We start from the raw sequence: 19,568 nt of genomic DNA on the forward strand, positions 1-19,568 counted from the left end.
CATGTACACGCTGATCGGCATCCCCCAGAGCCGCGCGTTCCGACCGCTCTGGATGCTTCATGAACTCGGACTCGAGTTCGAGTACCGCGCCGAGGCGCCGCAATCCGACCCGGTGCTGCGGCACAACCCGCTGGGCAAGGTGCCGGTGCTTCTGGTGGACGAGACGCCGCTGACCGATTCCACGGCGATCCTGATGTATCTCGCGGACCGCCACGACGCGTTCACCCGCCCCGCGGGGACGCTGGACCGGGCGCGGCAGGACGGCGTGACGCACTTCCTGCTGGACGAGCTCGACGCCGCGCTCTGGACCGCAGCGCGGCACAGCTTCATCCTGCCCGAGGAGCGCCGGGTGCCCGCGATCAAGGACAGCCTCAAGTGGGAGGTCGAGCGTGCGCTCACGCGGCTGTCGGAACGGCTCGGGGCGCATCCGTTCCTGATGGGGGACGACATGACCGTTCCCGACATCATCGCCGGCCACTGCCTCGGCTGGGCCGAGGTCGCCGGGTTTCCCACCGGCGACGCCAACCTGTCGTCCTATCTCGAACGGCTGCGCGACCGGCCGGCCTACCGCAAGGCGGCCGAAGCGGGCGAGGTCTAGGCCGCCGCTTCCGCGGGCGTCAGCAGGCCCTCGTCCACCAGCCGGTCGGCCCAGCCCTGCGGGCCCTCGAACAGGTGGGTCTGCCAGCCGCGGGTTTCGGCCATCGCGATGTTGTCGGCCTTGTCGTCGGTGAACAGAAGCCGCTCGGGGCGGATCTCGATCTCGGTCTCGAGCTGGCGATAGATGCCGGCATCGGGCTTGATGACGCCCATATGCCCCGAGATGAACCGCCGGTCGAACTCGGCCAGGAAGGGATACTGCGTCTCGGCATAGGCAAAGCTGCCGATTCCGAAATTGGTCAGGGCGTAGACGGGAACCCCCTTGGACCGCAGCGCTCGCAGGAGCGAGACGGAATAGGGAATCACCGGCTGCGCCAGTTCGATCCAGTTGTCGTGCCAGTCGCGGATTTCCCGGCGGAAATGGGGATACTGCTCGGCCGTGGCATAAATCGTGTCGCGGAAGTCGGCGCCGCGGTCGACCTCGTCGTTCATGCCGTGCAGGTCGACCTCGGCGAACATCTCGCGCCGCCGGTCCTCGCCGTAGACCCGGTCGTAATAGGTCTCTGGCTGCCATTCGATCAGCACGTTGCCGATATCGAAGATCACCGCATCCACCGCCACGTCCGCTCTCCTTTACCTTGTCATCTCGGGACCGCCTGCCACCGGCTCATCCCAGCCGCAAGACCCGCTCGAGGGCCTCGGCGAAACGCGATCGGTCGGCCTTGCCGAAGGCCCGGCCGCCGCCGCCCGTCGCCAGCGGATCGGCCGCGCGCAGATCCGCCATCAGGTCGCGGGTCGCCAGGGCCGCTCCCACATTCGCCTCGGTCAGCCGCTCGCCTGTATGGGTCAGGACCTGCGCCCCCGCCTCGACGCACCGCGCCGCCAGCGGGATGTCGGCGGTGATCACCACGTCGCCGGCCGAGGCCTGCGCGGCGATCCACTTGTCGGCCTCGTCCGCGCCCGCGTCGACGAACACGACCTCGATCAGCGGATTGGCCGAGGGACGCAGCCCGCCGTTGCAGACGAAGGCCACACGCTCGCCGCGCCGCGTCGCGACCCGTTCAACCTCGGCCTTCACCGGGCAGGCATCGGCATCGACGTAGATCACGCCAGCCCCATCGCCCCCGCGTGAAAGGCGACGTGCTCTTCCATGAAGGAGGCCACGAAGAAATAGCTGTGATCGTAACCGGGCTGCATCCGGAACGCGCCGTGCTGCCGCCGCGCCGCCATCGCCGCGGCCAGCGTCTCGGGCTTCAGGCGGTCGGCGAACTGATCCTTGGTGCCGGTGTCGCACAGGACCGGCCCGTCGAAGCCGCGCTCGGCCATCAGCAGCGAGGAATCGTGCGCGCTCCACGCCTCGCGGTCGTCGCCCAAGTAGGCGCCGAGCTGCTTGATGCCCCACTCGCTGTCGACGGGATTGCAGATCGGCGAGAAGGCCGAGACGCTGGAGAACCGGTCGGGATAGGTCATCGCCAGGGTCAGCGCCCCGTGGCCGCCCATGGAATGTCCCGTGATCGCCTGCATCTCGCGGTCCAGCGGGAAGGCGTCGAAGACGAGGTCGGGCAGCTCCTGCGCGATGTAGTCCCACATGCGATAATGCGGCGCCCAGGGCTTCTCGGTCGCGTTGACGTAGAAGCCTGCGCCCTTGCCCAGATCGAACGCCTCGTCGTCGGCCACGTCGTCGCCCCGCGGCGAGGTGTCGGGAAAGACCAGCGCCAGGCCATGCTCGGCCGCCCAGCCCTGGGCGCCGGCCTTGGTCATCGCGTTCTCGTGCGTGCAGGTCAGGCCCGACAGGTACCACAGCACCGGCACCGGCCCGTAGGCGGCCGCCGGCGGCAGGTAGAGGCCGAACGTCATCTCGCACGCGCAGACCGAGGACTGGTGCGCGTACACCCCCTGGGTGCCGCCGAAACTGGCGGTCTCGGAAACTGTCTTCACGGTGCCATCCCTTCTGCATGCCTGTGTCGTCCAGAGGGCTAGCGCGGCACCGGGGCCGCGGCAAGCGCCGTCCCACCGGCCGCGGAAGCCATGTGAACCGATCAGTTCAGTTATGCCTTGCGAAACTGAACTGAACTGTTCATATCAGTGCGACAACAAACCGGAGACAGCCATGAAACGCCTTGCTCTCGCCACCCTTCTGTCCCTGACCGCCGGCGCCGCCGCGGCCGGACCCGTCGTCGACCTGCCCCGGCTCGACTTTCCCGACACGCAGACCCAGCCGGTCACCCGCGACGCCACGACGGCGACGCAAGGAGCGGGTTGCGCGGAGGGCCGCTGATCCCCATTCTTCCTGACACGACCCGGCGTCCGCCGCCGCCCCTGCGGCCCGCGCGCCGGGGACAGGAGAGAAGTGGATGAACGCACTCGACGGGATCCGGCGCGGCCGCAAATTCGATCAGGTTCTCGAAGGCGCGCGCGAGGTCTTTCTCAACGACGGCTTCGAAGGCGCCAGCGTCGACGACATCGCCAAGGCGGCCTGCGTGTCGAAGGCGACGCTCTACAGCTATTTCCCCGACAAGCGCCTGCTGTTCACCGAGGTGGCCAAGTGCGAATGCCGCCGCCAGGCCGAGGAGGCGGTGACGCGGATCGACATGAGCCGCCCGCCCCGCGACGTGTTGGCCGAGGCCGGGCGCCACATGATCCGGTTCTACCTGTCGGATTTCGGACAGCGCGTGTTCCGCATCTGCGTCGCGGAATCGGACCGGTTTCCCGATCTGGGGGAAAGCTTCTACGACAGCGGGCCGCGGCTGGTCGAAAAGCGGCTGACCGACTACTTCCAGCTCGCCATGTCGCGCGGGGAACTGGCGATCGACGACCTGCCGCTGGCCGCGCACCAGTTCGCCGAGCTGTGCAAGGTGGAGCTGTTCCCGCGCATCGTCTTCGGCGTGCAGGCGACCTTCACCACCGACGAGATCGAGCGCGTCCTGACCGGCGCCGTGGACATGTTCCTGGCCCGCTACGGCGCCTGACGCCGGGCCCGCGTCAGTCGACGCGGCGCACGAACAGCTGGTTGCCGATGCGCTTGGTCTCGAACCGCTTCAGATCCTGCACGAGGTCGCTGAGTTTGCGCTTGCCGTAGGTCCGCGTGTCGAAGTCCGGCGTGTCGGCGACGATGTACTGGCCGAGCGGGCCCAGCGCGTACCATTCGTCGTCCTGCTCGATCTTGTCCATCGCCCGCAGGATCAGCGGCACCGCGTCCATCGGATCGCGCTTGCCGCCCGACCCCTCGTCCTTGGTCTTGGGCGAGCTCTCGGGCTCGTCGACGATGTTCTCGATCAGCACGAAACGGTTGCAGACATTGCGCAGGCTCTCGGGCGCCTTGCGCTCGCCGATGCCGATGACGTCGAGGCCCTGCTCGCGGATGCGGTTGGCGAGCGCGGTGAAGTCGCTGTCCGAAGACACCAGCACGAAGCCGTCGAACCGGCCGGTGTGCAGGATGTCCATCGCGTCGATCACGAGGCCGATGTCGCTGGCGTTCTTGCCCTTGGTGTTGGCCGTCTCCTGGTGCGCCACGAGGCCCAGCTCGCGCACCGTCTCTGTCCAGCCCCGGAGCTGGCCCGAGGACCAGTCGCCGTAGACGCGCCGCAGGGCCGGCTCGCCGAAGGTGGTGATCTCGGTCAGGATCGCGGCGGCGTAGCGCACGGGGATGTTGTCGGCGTCGATGAGGACGGCGTAGAGCGGTCGGGAGCGGTCGGGCATCGTGACGGGCCTTGTCTCTGGCGGAGGACCCCGGGGGCTGTCTGCCCCCGGACCCCCGAGGATATTTCCGGGCAGAAGAAGTTGCCGCGATGGTTAGCAGGCCGGAGCCCGGCGCGACAGGGGCTCAGAGGTGGCGATACATCACCAGGGCGTCGACCGTGCCTTCGACGGGGTGGCGGAACGCGCCCGGCAGGCGGCCCACCGTCTCGAACCCGTGGTCCTGCCAGATCGCGATCGCGCGGGTGTTGGTGGCGACGACGCAGTTGAATTGCATCGCCGCGAAGCCCTGCCGCCGCGCCTCGTCGAGCGCGTGGGCCAGCATCGCGCGGGCGACGCCGCGACCCCGCGCCGCCGGGGCGGTGACGAAACCGGCGTTGCAGACATGGTCGCCGTTCCCCGCCTGGTTCGCCTTGAGGTAATAGGTGCCGAGGGGCGTCTCGTCGGCGGCGACGAAGACGCTGTGGGCGGGCGACAGCCAGTGGGCCATCGCCGCCTCCTCGGACCAGTCCGTGGGATAGGCGTAGGTCTCGCCGGCGCGGATCACCGGTTCGAGCATGGCCCAGAGCGCGGGACGGTCCGCCGCGATGGCGGGGCGGACCGTGAGGGTCAATAGGTCACCACCGAGCGGATCGACTTGCCCTCGTGCATCAGGTCGAAGCCGTGGTTGATGTCGTCGAGGCCCATCGTGTGGGTGATCATCGGATCGATCTCGATCTTGCCCTCCATGTACCAGTCGACGATCTTCGGCACGTCGGTCCGGCCGCGCGCGCCGCCGAAGGCGGTGCCCTTCCAGACCCGGCCCGTCACCAGCTGGAACGGGCGCGTCGAGATCTCGGCCCCGGCGGGCGCCACGCCGATGATGATCGACTCGCCCCAGCCCTTGTGGGCGGATTCGAGCGCCTGGCGCATGACGTTGACGTTGCCGGTGGCGTCGAAGGTGTAGTCGCCGCCGCCGCCGGTATAGTCGACGAGATAGGGCGCGAGCGGGCCGTCGACGTCGTTGGGGTTCACGAAGTCGGTCATGCCGAACTTCTCGGCCAGGACCTTCTTCTCGGGGTTCAGGTCCACGCCGACGATGCGGTCGGCGCCCGCAAGCCGGAGACCCTGGATCACGTTGAGGCCGATACCGCCGAGGCCGAAGACGATCGCGGTGGCGCCGATCTCGACCTTGGCGGTGTTGATCACCGCGCCGACGCCGGTGGTGACGCCGCAGCCGATGTAGCAGACCTTGTCGAACGGCGCGTCCTCACGGATCTTGGCCAGCGAGATCTCGGGCAGGACGGTGTGGTTCGCGAAGGTCGAGCACCCCATGTAGTGGTGCAGCTTGGTGCCGTCCGGCATCGAGAAACGCGAGGTGCCGTCGGGCATCACGCCCTGTCCCTGGGTCGAGCGCACCGCCTGGCAGAGGTTGGTCTTGGGGTTGAGGCAGTATTCGCACTCGCGGCATTCGGCGGTATAGAGCGGGATCACGTGGTCACCGGGCTTCAGCGACCTGACTCCGGGGCCCACCTCGACGACGACGCCCGCACCCTCGTGCCCCAGGATCGAGGGGAACAGGCCCTCGGGGTCCCCGCCGGAGCGGGTGAACTCGTCCGTGTGGCAGATGCCGGTCGCCTTGATCTCGACCAGGACCTCGCCCTCCTTCGGTCCCTCAAGCTCCACATCCATGATCTCGAGGGGCTTTCCCGCTTCGAGGGCGACGGCGGCACGTGTTCTCATGGGGGGCTCCTTCATGCGAGTGTCGGCCGAAACCATTTCCTGAAAGGAGACCCGAATGCAACCGAAGACGATCCTCTGCGCGGCGCTTCTGGGGCTGTCCGCCTGCGCGCCGCCGATGACCGGGGACGCGCCGGTCGAGACCTGCCGGGAGGGCGCCTATGACGGGCTGGTCGGCCGGCCGCTGGCGGCGGTCACACTGCCGCAATCGCTGGACACGCGGGTGATCCGGCCGAACGAGATGGTGACGCAGGATTACCGTCCCGACCGGCTGAACCTGGAGCTGGACGGCGAGGGCACGATCATCCGCGCCTATTGCGGCTGATCGCGTTCGTAGTTGGTGGAGAGGCCCGCCGGGCCCTCCGCCGCGTTCATCCGGGACAGCAGCGCCTTGAGCTCGTCGCGCAGGGCCGACAGCGCCTCGGGCTGCAGGCCGGTCTCGCAGACCACCTGCGCCTGCGCGGCGGCGGCGTCGGCTTCCAGCCGGCGGCCCTCGTCCGTCAGGCGGACCAGGGTGCGGCGGCGGTCGCCGTCGTCGCGGCGGCGCGAAACGAAGCCGGCCCCCTCGAGCCGGTCGATCATCGGCACCAGTGCGTTGTGCGGCAGCGACAGGCGGGCCGCGATGGCGCCGACCGGGCTTTCGCCGTCCTGCCAGAGCACGAGCATCACCAGGTATTGCGGATATGTCAGCCCCAGCCGCTGCAGCAGCGGGCGGTAGGCGCGCGTCACGGCATTCGTCGCCGCGTAGAGGGCGAAGCAGAGCTGGTCGTCGAGACGGAGGGCGGGACTGTCGTGCTGCATGCTCATGTCGGGTTCGAGTGATCCATCAATCGGGGCGGAGATTCCAGCCGTCTTCGCAGCGCCGTCTTTTCGGCCGCCTGTCCCATAAGATAGCTCCCCGCGGCGCCGCGTCACGTCCCGGCACGGGTCCGTCGGCCCGCGGGACAGCGGACGGTGGACTCGACTCCGGGCCGGGGGGCCGCTAGATCGGAACATAACAGGAACATTTGCTGCCGCACCGAAATGCCCAACCGCCGCATCCTCTCCCTCTGGTTTCCCCGGATGGGGGCCGAACGCCTGCTGCGCGCCCAGCGGGGCACCACCGACGGCCCCCTGGCCGTGGTGGGCGAGTCCGGCGGGGCGCAGGTGCTGGTCAGCCTGTCGCAGGCGGCCGAGGCGGCCGGGTTGCGGCGCCACCAGCCGCTGCGCGACGCCACCGCGATGTGCCCCGCCCTGGTGACCCGGACGCACATGCCGCGCGCCGATGCCGACTTCCTGACCGCGCTGCGGCGGTGGGCGACGAAGTTCAGTCCCTGGGTCGCCGAGCATCCGCCCGACTCGTTGGTGATCGACCTGACCGGCTGCGCCCATCTCTTCGGCGGCGAGCCCGAGGTGATGCGCCAGGTGACGGAGGATTGCGAGGACCTGCGGCTGACCGTGCTGGCCGGCATCGCCGACACGGTGGGCGCGGCCTGGGCGCTGGCCCGCTATGCCGGTCGCGGAGCCGCGTCCGCGCGCTCCGGCGACGCCATCGACCAGGAGGCGCACGCCACCCGCTCCCGCGCCGCCAAGCGCCGCCGGTGGGAGCGCGACGTCGCCGACATGGTGCCGGTGGCGCCCGATTCCCGCATCGCCCAGCCGGGGCAGACGCGGCAGGCGCTGGCCGCGCTGCCGCTGGCGGCCCTGCGCCTGCCGCCCGACACCGTGGCCCAGCTCGGGCGGCTCGGGCTGCGGCGGGTCGAAGAGCTCGTGAACCAGCCCCGCGCCGGGCTGGCGCGGCGGTTCGGGCGGCCGCTGGTCGACCGGATGGACCAGGCGATGGGCGTGTCGCCCGAACCCGTCTCGCCCTCGAAGCCGCCGGACCATTTCGGCGTGCGCCTCAGCCTGCCCGACCCGATCGGGCTGGAAGAGGACATGCTCGCCGCGATCGACCGGCTGCTGCCGCCCCTGTGCGACAAGCTCACGAGGAAGGCCAAGGGCGCGCGACAGGTGCAGCTGATCTGCCACCGCACCGACGGGGCGATGGAATGGGCCGAGATCGGGTTGGCCCGCGCGGCGCAGGCGCCCGACCGGATTCGCCCCCTGCTCGAGTTGAAGCTGGCCGAGATCGACGCGGGTTTCGGCATCGACGTGATCCGCCTCGTCGCCACGGTGACCGAGCCCGTCTCGCTCCGGCAGCATGGCGGCCATGCCGAGGCCACCGCCCGCGCCCTGCGCCAGCAGCGCGGCGAGACCGCGATGGAGGACCTGATCGGCCGCCTCGGCGCCCGCGTCGGGATGGACGCGATCACCCGCCGCCATCCGGGGGACAGCCACATTCCCGAAAAGACCTGCATCGTGCTGTCCGCCGCGTGGTCGGAACCGGCGCACGACTGGCCCGAGCCCGAACAGCCGCGCCCGCTGATGCTGTGGCGGCCCGAGCCGGTGCAGGCTCCCACGCGCCCCACCCCGCCCGAGACCTTCCGCTGGCGCGGGCGCGACTTCACCACCGCCGCCGTGCTGGGACCCGAACGGATCGCGCCGGAATGGTGGCTGGACGAGCCCGAGTGGCGCTCGGGCGTGCGCGACTACTGGCGCGTGACGGCCACCTCGGGCGACCGGCTGTGGCTGTTCTACGCCCATGGCGGGGCGATGTCGGCGGGCTGGTTCTGCCAGGGGACCTTCCCCTGACCGTCGCGCTTGATTTTACCCAGCGGCGGCGCCACTCTTGACGGGATGACAGTGCAGACGCCCACGCCGTTCCCGCAGCCCGCCTCGCCCGACCACACCGTCGCCTTCGACAAGCGGGAGCTCGGGGTGATCCTGACACTCTACGGACAGATGGTCGCCGCAGGAGAATGGCGCGACTACGGCATGTCCTTCCTGCGCGAAGTTGCCGTGTTCTCGGTCTTTCGCCGCGCGGCCGAGCATCCGCTCTACCGCATCGAGAAGCGCCCCAAGCTGCGCAACCGGCAGGGGCAGTATTCCGTGATCGGCATGGACGGCCAGATCCTCAAGCGCGGGCACGATCTCAGGACCGTGCTCCGCGTGCTCGAGCGCAAGCTCATCCGCCCGGTGGAGTGATCCGCCGCCGCGCGGTGACCGGTCCGTCGCCCTGCGCGGCGATCCGCGCCACGGCCGCGCGCGCATCCTCGTGAACCACGGCCATCGCGTGGGCATTGGCGTGGATCAGCGTCCCGCCGTCCACGGCCATCGCCACGTGGCCCTTCCAGAACACCAGGTCGCCCCGCCGCAGCGGCGCCTCGTCCCCTAGCGGCTCTCCCAGCGCCTCCTGCAGATCGCTGTCGCCCGGACAGGCGATGCCGCAGGCCAAGAGCGCGGCCTGAACCAGGCCGGAACAGTCGATCCCGTCGCCGGTGTTGCCGGCCCAGAGATAGGGCGTGCCAAGGAACGTCTCGGCCACCGCGACCGGATCGCGCCACGGCCGCCCGATGCGACGCAGATGCGCCGCCTTCACATGCCCGCCGTCCGCCAGGGCCGCCCATGTCTCGCCCGTATCGGCACACGCCACGGCGGCCCCGAACGGCAGCCGCCGGTCCGGGGGCTGCTTGATGTCGGGCGCGGGATAGACATGGGTGTGCCGCAGGGCGACGACGTGGGTCGGCGTCTCGGCCGGGCCCAGCGCCGCCGCGTCGACATAGCCGCAATAGGAATCCTTCGCCGCCTGCACGAAGGCCCAGCCGTCCCGCCGCTCGAACACCTGCACGGCGTCGCCGTGCAGCAGCTCGCGGTCCCGCGCGCCGCCGGGGGTGGCGTGCAGGAAGGCCGCGAAGGGCACGACGCGCGCCGCCTCGCCCGCGACATAGCGGTCGGCCGTCACCGTGCCGCGCAGGGTCTCGGCCGCGACACGGCCATTGGCCGGCGTCAGGCGGCGGTCGCTCACAGGCCCAGCGCCCCCGGCAGCGCCTGCAGGATCGCCCGCGCGCCCTGCGCGACACCGCCCTTGGGCCGCGCCGGGGCGGCGGTGGGCTGCCAGCCGTAGATGTCGAAATGCGCATAGCGCGGCGCGCCCTCGGCAAAGCGGCGCAGGAACAGCGCGGCGGTGATCGACCCGGCGAACCCGCCCTTCGGCGCGTTGTCGAGGTCGGCGATGCCCGGCTCGATCATCGTCTCGTAGGGCTCCCAGAACGGCATCCGCCAGACCGGATCGCGCACCGCCCCCGCGGATTCGGCGAGGAGCGCGGCAAAGGCGTCGTCGTCGGTGTAGAACGGCGCGATGTCCGGCCCCACGGCCACCCGCGCGGCGCCGGTCAGCGTCGCCATCGACACCAGAAGGTCGGTATCCTCCTCGGCGGCCAGCGCCAGCGCGTCGGCCAGCACGAGCCGCCCCTCGGCGTCGGTGTTGTTGATCTCGACCGTCAGCCCCTTGCGCGAGGTCAGGATGTCCCCTGGCCGGAACGACGCCCCCGAGACGCTGTTCTCGACCGCGGGGACCAGCACCCGCAGGCGCACGGGCAGCTTCAGCGCCATGATCATCCGCGCCAGCCCCAGTACCGCCGCAGCGCCGCCCATGTCCTTCTTCATCAGGCCCATCGAGCTGCCGGGCTTGAGGTTCAGACCACCGGTATCAAAGCACACGCCCTTGCCGACAAGCGTGACGCGCGGGCCGGACTGGCCCCATTCCATGTCGATCAGGCGCGGGCTGCGCGGGCTGGCCCGGCCGACGGTGTGGATCAGCGGCAGGTTCTGCGCCAGCAGGTCGTCGCCCGCGGTCACGCGCACCCCGGCGCCGAAATCCGAGGCCAGGTCCCGCGCCGCCGCTTCCAGCTGGTCGGGGCCCATGTCCTCGGCCGGAGTGTTGATGAGATCGCGGCTCAGCGCCTCGCCCGCCGCGATCGCCTCGATCCGGGCGGCATCGCAACCCTCTGGCGCGACCAGCTGCGCCGGCGGCACGCTCTGCGAGGCGTAGCGGTCGAAGCGGTAGCCCTCCAGCAGCCAGCCCAGCGCGGCCTCGTCGAGGGCCTCGGGCTCCAGCGTACCTTCCAGCCGCCACGTCCCCGCCGGCAGCGCCGCGCGGGCGCGCGCCAGCACGAACCGCTCGCGGCCCGCGCGGGCCGGATCGCCCAGCCCCACCAAAGCGCCGGCCGGGGCGCCGTCCTCGCCAGGCAGGACGCAGACCGCGCCCGGCCCCGCGGCAAAGCCGGCCGCCGTGACCCAGGCGGCCTGCGCCCTGGGCGCCGACGCGATCCAGCCCTCGACATCGGCGGGACGCAGCGGCGTCAGCGGCAGGGCATCTGCGGTGGGCTCGGCAAAGGTCAGTGTCATCGGGGATCCTGCGGTGCGTTCCGGAATGTCGCCACCCTAGTCCGCAGCGCCGCACCCGCAAGCCCCGCTCAGCAGAGCGGCTCGCGCACCGACCAGATCACGCAGAGCGTCGCGTCGCCCAGCCGGTCCAGCCGCGCCACGTTCGCGGCCAGCGCGATCTCGTCCCGGCCGCCCGCCAGCGCCACCACCGTCCGCGCCACCAGCGCCATGCGGTCCAGCCGGGCGTCCGACGACAGCTCTGCCACGCGGCCCGCGGCCCGGCGCAGCCGGTCGAACCGCGCATCGCGATAGGCCAGCGCCACCCGTGCCAGTTCCAGTGCCAGAAAATCCATCGTATCGCCGCGGGCGAGTTCTTCGGCCCGACCGGCGGGCGCCGACACCACCGCACAATCCCATCGGACCTGTTCTAGCGGCTGCAGCACCGTTACCTTCCCCATGTGACCCGCCCGTCCATCGTTCCCCACGACCGGTCTAGGCGGCTTTTCTCAAGAATCCCTTGCGCTCGGGGTGTTGCCACGCGCAGAAATCGCGCGAATTTCAGACGAATGGCCATCGATCCGGGCCGCATCACGCGAAAGGAGGGCGGGAATGGAGCATGTCAGGCCGCTGCCGACATATCTTGCGCAACGCTATCATGGCTGGAAGGCGACGACCTTTGCCGAGAACCGCGCCTGGTACAAGCGCCTCGCGGACGAAGGCCAGCGCCCGCGCGCGATGGTCATCTCGTGCTGCGACAGCCGGGTGAACGTCACGTCGATCTTCGGCGCCGATCAGGGCGAGTTCTTCATCCACCGCAACATCGCCAACCTCGTCCCGCCCTACGAGCCCGACGGAAACCAGCACGGCACCTCCGCCGCGGTCGAGTTCGCGGTCACGTCGCTCAAGGTCGCGCACCTGATCATCCTGGGTCATTCCAGCTGCGGCGGCGTCGCGGGCTGCTACGACATGTGCTCGGGCCACGCCCCCGACCTGGAAGAGAAAAGCAGCTTTGTCGGCCGCTGGATGGACCTGCTGCGCCCCGGGTTCGAGCGTCTGCCGGCCGAGGCCGACGAAACGACGCGCCGCCGCGCGCTCGAGCATGAGGCCGTCAACGTATCGCTCGAGAACCTGATGACCTTCCCGTTCGTGCGCAGCGCGGTCGAAAACGGCAGCCTGTCGCTGCACGGACTGTGGACCGACATCGGCGAGGGCCAGCTCTACTCGCTGGGCATCTCGGGCGAGGGCTTCGCCGCGGTGTGACTCACGCGGCAGAGACAAGTTCCGGCCGTTCCCGACGCCGCACGGCCGGGGCCTCGTCCTCATCGTCGAGACCGGTGAAGATATTGGTCTGCGGCGCGCGCAGCGCCTTCAGCGCGGCAACGCGACGGGCGCGCGCCTTTTCCATCAGCTCGGACATGACGTCCTCCTCTCAAGGGCCGGACCGGGCCGGCATCCGCATATCGGAACCCGCCACCGGGGCGGCCCGACCTTCACCCGTGAAACACGTAAAGAACGGGGCAAAGTTTCACGCAGGCCCGGTTGTTTTCCGCCTTACGCGAGCCCCGCGCGATGCCGGGCCTTTGCGGTTAACGCGCAACGCATTGAAATACCTGCGCTTATCGCGCCGGCTCCCGTGCGGAAAAATCATCGTGAATATCGCGTCTCAGTTCCGCGTCACCAGGCAGAACCCGCCCCGCGCCTGAAGCCGGCGGCACAGGGCGCGGGCCTCGTCGCGGCTCTGCGCCGGAACCTGCGCCGTGTACTGCCGGCCGCTCCCGCGGCCCGGCAGCGCGGACCGCACGATGTTCACCTCGACCCCGTCGAGGATGCCCGCGCTGTCCGACCGCGCCCTCTCGGCAAAGACCTCGGCGGTGCCGGGGCGCCGGGCGGCGGCGACGATCACGCCCCAGGGCGGCACCGGATCGCGGAACTCGCGGATCGAGCGGCCCTCGGCCTGGGTCAGGCACGCGTTCTCGAACGGGGTCTCTCCGTCCAGCCGGTAGTCCACCGTCTCGGGCGGGGTGTCGCGCCAGGCCCGCGCGGTATGCCCGGTGATCGAGGCGACGTAATCCTGCGTCTCGCCCGGCAGGATCGTGTCGGAATTGGCCAGGAACCGCTCCATCCGCGCCTCGCCCCCGTTGTAGGCGGCGGCGGCAAGGCCCAGGTTGCCGAACCGCTCCGACAGCTCGGCCAGGTAGGTCGCCGAGGCAAAGATCGCCTCGGCCGGGTTGAACGGGTCGGCCAGTCCCCGCAGGACCGCCGTGCCCGGCATGAACTGCGCGATGCCCTGGGCGCCCGCCGGGCTGATCGCGGTGGCATCGAACAGGCTTTCCTTCCACAGGAGCCGTGCAAAGAACCCAGTGTCGATCCCGACCTCGTCCGAGGCGGTCTCGATCAGGCCGCAGACATCGTCGAGATAGGTGTCGAGCGCGATGCAATGATCCCCGCCCTCGGTGCAGCGGACCTCGCGCCCAAGGTTCTCGGGCCGCTCGCGCGGCCGCAGCTCGGGCACCATCGCGCCCTCGGCCGCGGGCGTCGCGTCCTGCGCGCGGACCTCCGGCACCGGGGCCAGACCGCAGACAACGAGGAAAAGGCACAGGACACCGCGGCGCATGGCCGGGAACATGGGCCGCGCCCCGAAAGCTGGCAAGCCCGCGCGGTGTCGCCCCCACAAGCGAAAGACGGCGCCCCCGATCCGGGGACGCCGCCATGACTCCGTGACCGTCGCGGTCGCGTGCGGGCCTCAGCCCTTCTTCAGCACGCGCTGGCCAAGCGTCTCGGCGATCTGCACCGCGTTCAGCGCCGCGCCCTTGCGGAGGTTGTCGCTGACGCACCAGAAGTTCAGGCCGTTATCTATCGTCGAATCCTGGCGGATGCGGCTGATGAAGGTGGCGAAGTCGCCCACGCAATCGACCGGCGTGGCATAGCCGCCGTCCTCGCGCTTGTCGACGACCATGATCCCCGGCGCCTCGCGCAGGATGTCGCGCGCCTCGGCCTCGTCCAGGTGATCCTCGAACTCCAGGTTGATCGCCTCGCCGTGGCCGACGAAGACCGGCACGCGCACGCAGGTCGCCGTAACCTTGATCGACGTGTCGACGATCTTCTTGGTCTCGGCGACCATCTTCCATTCCTCCTTGGTCGAGCCGTCCTCGAGGAAGACGTCGATATGGGGAATGACGTTGAACGCGATCTGCTTGGGATAGACCTTGGGCTCGTACTCGTCGGTCGGGTTGTAGATCGACTTGGTCTGATCCCACAGCTCGTCGATCGCCTCTTTCCCCGAGCCCGAGACGGACTGATAGGTCGAGACCACGACGCGCTTGATCTTGGCGCGGTCATGCAGCGGCTTCAGCGCCACGACCATCTGCGCGGTCGAGCAGTTGGGATTGGCGATGATGTTCTTCTTGGAATAGCCCTCGACCGCCTCGGGGTTCACTTCCGGCACGACCAGCGGGACGTCCGGGTCGTAGCGGTAGAGCGACGAGTTGTCGATCACCACGCAGCCGGCCTTCGCCGCCTTGGGCGCGTATTCCTTCGTCGCGTCCGAACCGATGGCGAACAGCGCCATGTCCCAGCCGGCAAAGTCGAACTGCTCCAGGTCCTGGGTCTTCAGCGTCTGGTCGCCAAAGCTCACCTCGGTGCCAAGACTGCGGCGCGAGGCCAGAGCGGCGATTTCGTCGATCGGGAACTGGCGTTCTGCCAGAATGTTCAGCATTTCGCGGCCCACATTGCCCGTGGCGCCGACGACGACGACTTTGTAGCCCATGTTTCTCTCCAAATTGGTTCGCGGGGTGATAGCGGAAGCCCGCCCGAAACGGAAGCCTGCCATGCCTCCGGGTCACTCCAGCCGCTGCCATTCCGTCGCTTCCCGGCGATAGGTGACGCTGCGCTGCAGGTCATAGGCCGCTCGCCCCCCGGCGACATAGCGGTCGATGGTGACCCGCGGCCCGTCCACCGTGAGCAGGTTGAAATCGTTGCCCTCGCCGCGGACGCGGTCCGACAGCACGGTGCCCGCCTGCACCAGCAGCGTGCCCCGCCCCCGCTCTCCGGCGACGCGATAGCGGTCGGCCCGCCAGGTGTGCAGGTGGCCGCACAGCACGATGTCCGCGCCGTGATCGCCCAGGCTGCCCGCGGCGTCCTTGGCCCCGCTCATCTCGCGCTTGTCGACGCCGGGCGGGTGCGACAGCGGGTGATGCAGCACCACCAACCGCATCCGGTCGCCCGCATCGCCGAAGCCCCGCTCAAGCCGTTTCAGCGCGCGGTTGCCCAGCCGCCCGGTCTGCCAGGACAGGGGGTTCACCGTGTTCATCCCCTGCACGCACAGCTCCGCATCCTCGAACCGCGGCTCCAGCGCACGGTCGATATGGCGGCGATAGCGGCGGAACGGCGCGGTGAAGCGCTGCAGCGGCTCGTCCAGCGGCACGTCGTGATTGCCCGGCACCGTCAGCACCGCCGGCACCTCCAGCCGGTCGAGGAAATTGCGCGCCTGCGCGAACTGCCGGTCCCGCGCCCGCTGGGTCAGGTCGCCGGACACCACCACCAGGTGCGGCATCATCCCCGAGACCGTGTCGATCAGGGGCCCCACCAGCTCGGGGCGGATGCGGTCGAAATGCAGGTCCGAAAGATGCACCACACGCCGCATCACGCCTCCGTCTCTGGCCGCGCGGGCGCGATCACCCGCAACGCGTCCTCGTGCCGGACGAAACGGAACGGCGGCGTCATCTTCTCGCGCTCGCCGTCCCGCGCCACCAGCCGCGAGCCGGGGCCCGAGATCTCGATCTTGCGGCCGTGCAGCACCTCGATGTCGCGATGCTTGCGCACCGACCGGCCCAGCAGCAGCACGGCGAACTTCATCAGCCCCAGCCGGCCGACATCGGGCGCCAGGAAGACGGCGAAATGCCCCTCGCGGATATAGGAGGCGCCGTCGAGATCGTATTCCTGCAGCTGGTAGGCCGAGTTCGCGACGAAGACCAAAGGCGTCCGCCGCCGCCGCTCGACGCCGTCGACGCTGACCCTCAGCGTCCGCGCCCGGCGAAAACCCGCCAGCGTCAGCAGCACCGACCAATAGGCCGCAAGACGCGACCGCCCCCAGCGCCGATAGACCTTCTCGCGCCGCTCCAGGATCGCGGGATAGATGCCGAGGCTCGCGTTGTTCAGGAACGGCACGCCGTTCACCTCGCCGATGCTCATCGGCATCGCCTCGCCGGTCACCAGCACCTGCAGCGCCTCGTCGATGTCCATCGGAATGCCCAGGCTGCGGGCGAAGAAGTTGAACGTCCCCATCGGCAGGATGCCCAGCCGGGTCTCGCCCCCCGCCTGCAGCAGCGCCGAGGCCACGGCCCCGATCGTGCCGTCGCCCCCGGCGGCCACCACGATGTCATAGCCCCCCGCGACGACCTCACGCGCGACGTCGCCCAGCGATTCGCCTTCGGCGGGCTCGCGCAGGGTGACATGGGGCCGCTCCTCGGCGAACGCGCGGACATGGTCGTCCATGCCGCTGCGGCCGCCCTGCTTACCCGAACCGGGATTCATCAGGATGCAGAGGCGCGGCTGCTCTGTCTGCGGTTGCGTGGACATCGGACAGGCTCCTCGGCACTCGGACTTGCACGAACGTGCGGCAGCGCGGCACAGTTCCGCAAGCGGAACCGCTCACGCCCCTTCGGCTTTCCCTCAGTCCGGACTTGATCGCGGGCCGGCCTCTGGTCACGATGACCGGGTGGTGCCGACCCGCCGCGCCACGGAGGAAAGGAAAGATTCCATGGGCTACTTTCTCGGCATCATCATCCTGCTCGCATTGCTGGGCTTCAGCGTCTTCAACTACATGAAGTATTCGCGCTGAGCGGCCAGCGGCCTCAGTAGGGCGGGCGCAGTTTCCGGCGGCCGTCCTCTTCCAGCACGTAGACATCGCGCCCCTCGATGACCGCGGCGGTCATCGGGTCGCCATAGCCTGCGCCGGTGTCCAGGTCGACGCGGTTGCCGAAATGCGTCGCCCTCTCGACGACGGTGTGCCCGTGCACGACCAGCCGCCCGTGACTGCGGTTGTCGTTCAGGAACCCGTCGCGGATCCACACGAGATCGTCCTCGACCTGCCGGTCCAGCGGCACGCCGGGCCGGATGCCCGCGTGAACATAGATGATCTCGTCGGTGACATGCATCAGCGGCAACCCCTGCAGGAACCGCAGATGCGCCTCGGGAACGGCGCCCTGCGCCTCGTCCCAGACCTCGCGCGATGCGCGCTGGTCGGCATCCTCCACCCCGTAGCTGCGCAGCGTCTCGGTGCCGCCCAGCCGCGGATCCAGCCAGCCCAGCTCGGGCCTCAGCCGCGGGTCCTGGAAATCCGGCGTCTCGAGGAACCCCTGGAACATCCGGTCGTGGTTGCCCTTCAGAACGATCCACGGCGCGCCGGCGCCGATCCCCTCCAGCAGCAGCTCGATCACCCCGCGCGTGTCCGGTCCCCGGTCGCACAGGTCGCCCAGGTGGATCACCGGCGCCGTCTCGTCGTCGCAGGCGGCGCGGTCCGCCGCGATCCTCTCGTGGGCGTCGCGCAGCAAGCCGAGCTGCCCGTGAATGTCGCCGATCGCATAGGTCCGCATGGGGAACTCCCTGGAAACAAAAAAATGGCGCCGGGGCGCACCATACGCGCCCCGGCGCCATTGAAAAGCGTCGGCGCCGGGCCCCGGCGGCCCGGCGCGCGCACGATCAGGCGACCGTGAACTGCAGCGGCCGGATCTGCTCGAACAGGCCGGTGTCGCGCAGCTCCTTCAGCACGTTCTCCGGCGGCGTGTCGTCGAGATACAGAAGCGCGATCGCGTCCTTGCCCCGGTCCGACCGGCCGAGCGTGAAGTTGGCGATGTTCACGCCGCCCTCGCCCAGAGTCCGGCCCAGCGTGCCGATCATGCCCGGCTGGTCCTTGTTGGTGGTATAGAGCATGTGCTCGCCCACCTCGGCATCGATGTTGATGCCCTTGATCTGGATAAAGCGCGGCTTGCCGTCGCTGAACACCGTGCCCGCGATCGAGCGCTCACGCTCGGCGGTCTTGACCGTCAGCTTGATATAGGCGTCGAACACCCCGGTCTTGCCCTGGGTCGTGGTGGTGATGTCCACCCCGCGATCCTTCGCCATGACCGGCGCCGAGACCATGTTCACGTCCGGGTTGGTCGCGGTCATCACGCCCGCGATGACCGAAGCGTTCAGCGCCGCGGTGTTCATCTCGGCGACATGGCCGTTGTAGAGGATGTTGATCGCCTTGATCGGCTCGTCGGTCATCTGGCCGACGAAATCGCCCAGGTTGCCGGCCAGCGTGACCCACGGCCCCATGACCTTGGCCTCCTCGGCGGTGACCGACGGCATGTTCAGCGCGTTGGTGACGGCGCCGGTCATCAGGTAGTCCGCCATCTGCTCGGCCACCTGGATGGCGACGTTCTCCTGCGCCTCGGTCGTGGCCGCGCCCAGGTGCGGGGTGCAGACGACGTTCGGCAGGTTGAAAAGCGGGTTGTCGGTCGCCGGCTCGTCGATGAACACGTCGAAGCCCGCGCCGCCGATCCGGCCCTCCTGGATCGCCTCGGCCAGCGCCGCCTCGTCCACGAGACCGCCGCGGGCGCAGTTGATGACGCGCGCGCCGCGCTTCATCTTGGCGATGTTCTCCTTCGAGAGGATGTTCTTGGTCTTCTCGGTCAGCGGCACGTGCAGGGTGACGAAGTCCGCCTTCTGCAGCATCTCGTCCAGCTCGACCTTGCGCACGCCCAGCTGCGCCGCGCGCTCCTCGCTCAGGAACGGATCATAGGCCAGCACCTTCATGCGCAGCCCGTTGGCGCGGTCGATCACGATCGAGCCGATGTTCCCGGCGCCGATCACACCCAGCGTCTTGCCGGTCAGCTCGACGCCCATGAACTTCGACTTCTCCCACTTGCCCGCATGGGTCGAGGCGCTCGCCTCGGGGATCTGGCGGGCCACGGCGAACATCATCGCGATGGCGTGCTCCGCCGTGGTGATCGAGTTGCCGAACGGCGTGTTCATCACGATGACGCCGTTCTTGCTGGCGGTCGGGATGTCGACGTTGTCGACGCCGATCCCGGCACGGCCGACGACCTTCAGGTTCACGCCGGCCTCCAGCACCTTGTCGCTGACCTTGGTGGCCGAGCGGATGGCGAGACCATCGTACTGGCCGATCACCTCCAGCAGCTTGTCCTTGTCCTTGCCGAGGCCCGGCTCGAAGTCGACCTCGATGCCGCGGTCGCGGAAAATCTGCACGGCGGTTTCGCTCAGCTTGTCGCTGACGAGCACTTTCGGAGCCATGTCTGGCACTCCTTCGA

25 protein-coding genes are annotated in these 19,568 nt (G+C 69.6%); 8 read left to right on the plus strand and 17 right to left on the minus strand.

The genetic code is table 11. The features are described from left to right. Position 1: 1 nt before the first annotated feature. Positions 2-598, plus strand: coding sequence for a glutathione S-transferase family protein (locus BMZ25_RS09445; protein WP_092692692.1), 597 nt, complete (start codon positions 2-4; stop codon positions 596-598). On the opposite strand, the gene BMZ25_RS09450 is transcribed toward BMZ25_RS09445, so the two are convergent. The 3 genes from BMZ25_RS09450 to fghA are packed head-to-tail and all read right to left on the minus strand — an operon-like array spanning position 595 to position 2,535. After that, entirely contained in the window at positions 595-1,218 is a 624-nt protein-coding gene (locus BMZ25_RS09450; protein WP_092692695.1) for an HAD family hydrolase, read from the minus strand. The genes BMZ25_RS09445 and BMZ25_RS09450 overlap by 4 nt on opposite strands. Before the next feature lie 46 nt (positions 1,219-1,264). Continuing rightward, entirely contained in the window at positions 1,265-1,705 is a 441-nt protein-coding gene (locus BMZ25_RS21155; protein WP_092692698.1) for a YaiI/YqxD family protein, read from the minus strand. Next, the gene (gene fghA, locus BMZ25_RS21160; protein WP_092692701.1) at positions 1,702-2,535 is read right to left on the minus strand and encodes an S-formylglutathione hydrolase; all 834 of its coding nucleotides are present in this window, start codon (positions 2,533-2,535) and stop codon (positions 1,702-1,704) included. The genes BMZ25_RS21155 and fghA overlap by 4 nt, the downstream gene beginning before the upstream one ends. A gap of 172 nt (positions 2,536-2,707) precedes the next feature. Here fghA and BMZ25_RS20835 point away from each other — a divergent pair, with 172 nt between their 5' ends. Together BMZ25_RS20835 and BMZ25_RS09465 are read left to right on the plus strand one after the other, a co-directional pair. Then, positions 2,708-2,875 carry a hypothetical protein gene (locus tag BMZ25_RS20835; protein WP_177190434.1) on the plus strand — a complete coding sequence of 56 codons (168 nt, stop codon included), beginning with the start codon at positions 2,708-2,710 and terminating at the stop codon, positions 2,873-2,875. 76 nt (positions 2,876-2,951) lie between these two features. After that, a complete protein-coding gene (locus tag BMZ25_RS09465; protein WP_092692705.1) occupies positions 2,952-3,566 on the plus strand; it encodes a TetR/AcrR family transcriptional regulator in 615 nt (204 codons plus the stop codon). A gap of 13 nt (positions 3,567-3,579) precedes the next feature. Here BMZ25_RS09465 and BMZ25_RS09470 read toward each other — a convergent pair whose 3' ends face one another. The 3 genes from BMZ25_RS09470 to BMZ25_RS09480 all read right to left on the minus strand — a co-directional run bounded on the left by BMZ25_RS09470 (position 3,580) and on the right by BMZ25_RS09480 (position 6,015). Then, positions 3,580-4,296: an NYN domain-containing protein gene (locus BMZ25_RS09470; protein ID WP_092692708.1), complete on the minus strand. Its 717-nt coding sequence runs from the start codon at positions 4,294-4,296 to the stop codon at positions 3,580-3,582. 124 nt (positions 4,297-4,420) lie between these two features. Continuing rightward, entirely contained in the window at positions 4,421-4,906 is a 486-nt protein-coding gene (locus BMZ25_RS09475; protein ID WP_143071512.1) for a GNAT family N-acetyltransferase, read from the minus strand. Then, positions 4,903-6,015, minus strand: a complete 1,113-nt coding sequence (locus tag BMZ25_RS09480) for an S-(hydroxymethyl)glutathione dehydrogenase/class III alcohol dehydrogenase (protein WP_092692711.1) — start codon at positions 6,013-6,015, stop codon at positions 4,903-4,905. Before BMZ25_RS09480 ends, BMZ25_RS09475 begins: the two co-directional genes overlap by 4 nt. A gap of 55 nt (positions 6,016-6,070) precedes the next feature. Here BMZ25_RS09480 and BMZ25_RS09485 point away from each other — a divergent pair, with 55 nt between their 5' ends. Further along, on the plus strand, positions 6,071-6,337 hold the full coding sequence (locus BMZ25_RS09485) for an I78 family peptidase inhibitor (RefSeq protein WP_143071513.1): 267 nt from the start codon (positions 6,071-6,073) through the stop codon (positions 6,335-6,337). Here the strand turns inward: BMZ25_RS09485 and BMZ25_RS09490 are convergent. Then, on the minus strand, positions 6,325-6,819 hold the full coding sequence (locus BMZ25_RS09490) for a MarR family winged helix-turn-helix transcriptional regulator (protein WP_092692714.1): 495 nt from the start codon (positions 6,817-6,819) through the stop codon (positions 6,325-6,327). The genes BMZ25_RS09485 and BMZ25_RS09490 overlap by 13 nt on opposite strands. A 216-nt stretch (positions 6,820-7,035) precedes the next feature. Here BMZ25_RS09490 and BMZ25_RS09495 point away from each other — a divergent pair, with 216 nt between their 5' ends. Together BMZ25_RS09495 and BMZ25_RS09500 are read left to right on the plus strand one after the other, a co-directional pair. After that, a complete protein-coding gene (locus BMZ25_RS09495) occupies positions 7,036-8,682 on the plus strand; it encodes a DUF6504 family protein (RefSeq protein ID WP_092692717.1) in 1,647 nt (548 codons plus the stop codon). Between the two features lie 45 nt (positions 8,683-8,727). After that, positions 8,728-9,075 carry a DUF2794 domain-containing protein gene (locus BMZ25_RS09500; RefSeq protein WP_092692720.1) on the plus strand — a complete coding sequence of 116 codons (348 nt, stop codon included), beginning with the start codon at positions 8,728-8,730 and terminating at the stop codon, positions 9,073-9,075. Here BMZ25_RS09500 and BMZ25_RS09505 read toward each other — a convergent pair. The 3 genes from BMZ25_RS09505 to BMZ25_RS09515 form a co-directional block, all read right to left on the minus strand. Then, positions 9,056-9,895, minus strand: coding sequence for a C40 family peptidase (locus BMZ25_RS09505; protein ID WP_092692725.1), 840 nt, complete (start codon positions 9,893-9,895; stop codon positions 9,056-9,058). The genes BMZ25_RS09500 and BMZ25_RS09505 overlap by 20 nt on opposite strands. Beyond that, entirely contained in the window at positions 9,892-11,277 is a 1,386-nt protein-coding gene (locus BMZ25_RS09510) for a leucyl aminopeptidase family protein (RefSeq protein ID WP_092692730.1), read from the minus strand. The genes BMZ25_RS09505 and BMZ25_RS09510 overlap by 4 nt, the downstream gene beginning before the upstream one ends. A gap of 68 nt (positions 11,278-11,345) precedes the next feature. Then, complete coding sequence (locus BMZ25_RS09515) at positions 11,346-11,714, minus strand: hypothetical protein (protein ID WP_092692735.1); 369 nt, start codon at positions 11,712-11,714, stop codon at positions 11,346-11,348. A gap of 151 nt (positions 11,715-11,865) precedes the next feature. On the opposite strand from BMZ25_RS09515, the gene BMZ25_RS09520 reads away from it, so the two are divergent. Beyond that, the gene (locus BMZ25_RS09520; RefSeq protein WP_092692737.1) at positions 11,866-12,516 is read left to right on the plus strand and encodes a carbonic anhydrase; all 651 of its coding nucleotides are present in this window, start codon (positions 11,866-11,868) and stop codon (positions 12,514-12,516) included. Between the two features lies 1 nt (position 12,517). Here BMZ25_RS09520 and BMZ25_RS20840 read toward each other — a convergent pair whose 3' ends face one another. The 5 genes from BMZ25_RS20840 to BMZ25_RS09540 form a co-directional block, all read right to left on the minus strand. Then, the gene (locus BMZ25_RS20840; RefSeq protein ID WP_177190435.1) at positions 12,518-12,673 is read right to left on the minus strand and encodes a hypothetical protein; all 156 of its coding nucleotides are present in this window, start codon (positions 12,671-12,673) and stop codon (positions 12,518-12,520) included. 246 nt (positions 12,674-12,919) lie between these two features. Continuing rightward, positions 12,920-13,882 carry a lytic transglycosylase domain-containing protein gene (locus tag BMZ25_RS09525; RefSeq protein ID WP_092692739.1) on the minus strand — a complete coding sequence of 321 codons (963 nt, stop codon included), beginning with the start codon at positions 13,880-13,882 and terminating at the stop codon, positions 12,920-12,922. 117 nt (positions 13,883-13,999) lie between these two features. After that, entirely contained in the window at positions 14,000-15,022 is a 1,023-nt protein-coding gene (locus BMZ25_RS09530) for an aspartate-semialdehyde dehydrogenase (protein WP_092692744.1), read from the minus strand. A gap of 72 nt (positions 15,023-15,094) precedes the next feature. Next, positions 15,095-15,898, minus strand: a complete 804-nt coding sequence (locus BMZ25_RS09535) for a metallophosphoesterase family protein (protein WP_092692750.1) — start codon at positions 15,896-15,898, stop codon at positions 15,095-15,097. After that, positions 15,898-16,833 carry a diacylglycerol/lipid kinase family protein gene (locus tag BMZ25_RS09540; protein WP_092692753.1) on the minus strand — a complete coding sequence of 312 codons (936 nt, stop codon included), beginning with the start codon at positions 16,831-16,833 and terminating at the stop codon, positions 15,898-15,900. The genes BMZ25_RS09535 and BMZ25_RS09540 overlap by 1 nt, the downstream gene beginning before the upstream one ends. A 139-nt stretch (positions 16,834-16,972) precedes the next feature. Here BMZ25_RS09540 and BMZ25_RS21290 point away from each other — a divergent pair, with 139 nt between their 5' ends. Then, positions 16,973-17,095 carry a hypothetical protein gene (locus BMZ25_RS21290; RefSeq protein ID WP_268874205.1) on the plus strand — a complete coding sequence of 41 codons (123 nt, stop codon included), beginning with the start codon at positions 16,973-16,975 and terminating at the stop codon, positions 17,093-17,095. Positions 17,096-17,108: 13 nt separating this feature from the next. On the opposite strand, the gene BMZ25_RS09545 is transcribed toward BMZ25_RS21290, so the two are convergent. Both BMZ25_RS09545 and serA read right to left on the minus strand, forming a co-directional pair. Then, positions 17,109-17,849, minus strand: coding sequence for a metallophosphoesterase family protein (locus BMZ25_RS09545; RefSeq protein ID WP_092692756.1), 741 nt, complete (start codon positions 17,847-17,849; stop codon positions 17,109-17,111). Between the two features lie 106 nt (positions 17,850-17,955). Then, the gene (gene serA, locus BMZ25_RS09550) at positions 17,956-19,551 is read right to left on the minus strand and encodes a phosphoglycerate dehydrogenase (RefSeq protein WP_092692759.1); all 1,596 of its coding nucleotides are present in this window, start codon (positions 19,549-19,551) and stop codon (positions 17,956-17,958) included. Positions 19,552-19,568: the final 17 nt, after the last annotated feature.

It is taken from the genome of Tranquillimonas rosea (assembly GCF_900111315.1).
Taxonomy (GTDB): Bacteria; Pseudomonadota; Alphaproteobacteria; order Rhodobacterales; family Rhodobacteraceae; genus Tranquillimonas; species Tranquillimonas rosea.

Excerpts from the sequence above, each read along its gene's own strand:
- BMZ25_RS09445 (WP_092692692.1), top strand. The coding sequence starts at position 2 with ATGTACACGCTGATCGGCATCCCCCAGAGCCGCGCGTTCCGACCGCTC.
- BMZ25_RS20835 (WP_177190434.1), top strand. The coding sequence starts at position 2,708 with ATGAAACGCCTTGCTCTCGCCACCCTTCTGTCCCTGACCGCCGGCGCC.
- BMZ25_RS09465 (WP_092692705.1), top strand. The coding sequence starts at position 2,952 with ATGAACGCACTCGACGGGATCCGGCGCGGCCGCAAATTCGATCAGGTT.
- BMZ25_RS09470 (WP_092692708.1), bottom strand. The coding sequence starts at position 4,296 with ATGCCCGACCGCTCCCGACCGCTCTACGCCGTCCTCATCGACGCCGAC.
- BMZ25_RS09480 (WP_092692711.1), bottom strand. The coding sequence starts at position 6,015 with ATGAGAACACGTGCCGCCGTCGCCCTCGAAGCGGGAAAGCCCCTCGAG.
- BMZ25_RS09485 (WP_143071513.1), top strand. The coding sequence starts at position 6,071 with ATGCAACCGAAGACGATCCTCTGCGCGGCGCTTCTGGGGCTGTCCGCC.
- BMZ25_RS09490 (WP_092692714.1), bottom strand. The coding sequence starts at position 6,819 with ATGAGCATGCAGCACGACAGTCCCGCCCTCCGTCTCGACGACCAGCTC.
- BMZ25_RS09495 (WP_092692717.1), top strand. The coding sequence starts at position 7,036 with ATGCCCAACCGCCGCATCCTCTCCCTCTGGTTTCCCCGGATGGGGGCC.
- BMZ25_RS09500 (WP_092692720.1), top strand. The coding sequence starts at position 8,728 with ATGACAGTGCAGACGCCCACGCCGTTCCCGCAGCCCGCCTCGCCCGAC.
- BMZ25_RS09510 (WP_092692730.1), bottom strand. The coding sequence starts at position 11,277 with ATGACACTGACCTTTGCCGAGCCCACCGCAGATGCCCTGCCGCTGACG.
- BMZ25_RS09515 (WP_092692735.1), bottom strand. The coding sequence starts at position 11,714 with ATGGGGAAGGTAACGGTGCTGCAGCCGCTAGAACAGGTCCGATGGGAT.
- BMZ25_RS09520 (WP_092692737.1), top strand. The coding sequence starts at position 11,866 with ATGGAGCATGTCAGGCCGCTGCCGACATATCTTGCGCAACGCTATCAT.
- BMZ25_RS20840 (WP_177190435.1), bottom strand. The coding sequence starts at position 12,673 with ATGTCCGAGCTGATGGAAAAGGCGCGCGCCCGTCGCGTTGCCGCGCTG.
- BMZ25_RS09525 (WP_092692739.1), bottom strand. The coding sequence starts at position 13,882 with ATGTTCCCGGCCATGCGCCGCGGTGTCCTGTGCCTTTTCCTCGTTGTC.
- BMZ25_RS09530 (WP_092692744.1), bottom strand. The coding sequence starts at position 15,022 with ATGGGCTACAAAGTCGTCGTCGTCGGCGCCACGGGCAATGTGGGCCGC.
- BMZ25_RS09535 (WP_092692750.1), bottom strand. The coding sequence starts at position 15,898 with ATGCGGCGTGTGGTGCATCTTTCGGACCTGCATTTCGACCGCATCCGC.
- BMZ25_RS09540 (WP_092692753.1), bottom strand. The coding sequence starts at position 16,833 with ATGTCCACGCAACCGCAGACAGAGCAGCCGCGCCTCTGCATCCTGATG.
- BMZ25_RS09545 (WP_092692756.1), bottom strand. The coding sequence starts at position 17,849 with ATGCGGACCTATGCGATCGGCGACATTCACGGGCAGCTCGGCTTGCTG.
- serA (WP_092692759.1), bottom strand. The coding sequence starts at position 19,551 with ATGGCTCCGAAAGTGCTCGTCAGCGACAAGCTGAGCGAAACCGCCGTG.